The sequence below is a fragment of the Psychrobacter piechaudii genome (assembly GCF_900162825.1).
Taxonomy (GTDB): Bacteria; Pseudomonadota; Gammaproteobacteria; order Pseudomonadales; family Moraxellaceae; genus Psychrobacter; species Psychrobacter piechaudii.
In genome coordinates, this window is record NZ_FUGE01000275.1 from 1 (window position 1) to 226 (window position 226).

The 226-nt window shown below is 46.5% G+C and carries 1 pseudogene; it reads right to left on the reverse strand.

What is annotated here, in order from left to right:
• A pseudogene (locus A1019T_RS12925) lies at positions 1-226 on the reverse strand (IS3-like element ISPar1 family transposase); the annotation flags it as partial.

The window sequence follows — 226 nt, forward strand, 5'->3', positions numbered from 1 at the left end:
CCTTAACACACGGCACATAGTGGTGATGCGAAAGAGGAACTGGTTGTCTTTGATAAAGGCGTACCTGACTAACTGTTTCTCGCGAAGTACGCCGTCGCCTTTTTTAGTATTTCGCGTTCCTCTTCAACCACTTTGAGCTGCCGCTTGAGCTGCTTTATTTCTTGAAGAGCACTCATAAGATCAGGATCATATTGCTCTGTGCCGACAAGCTTGCCTTGATTGGCTT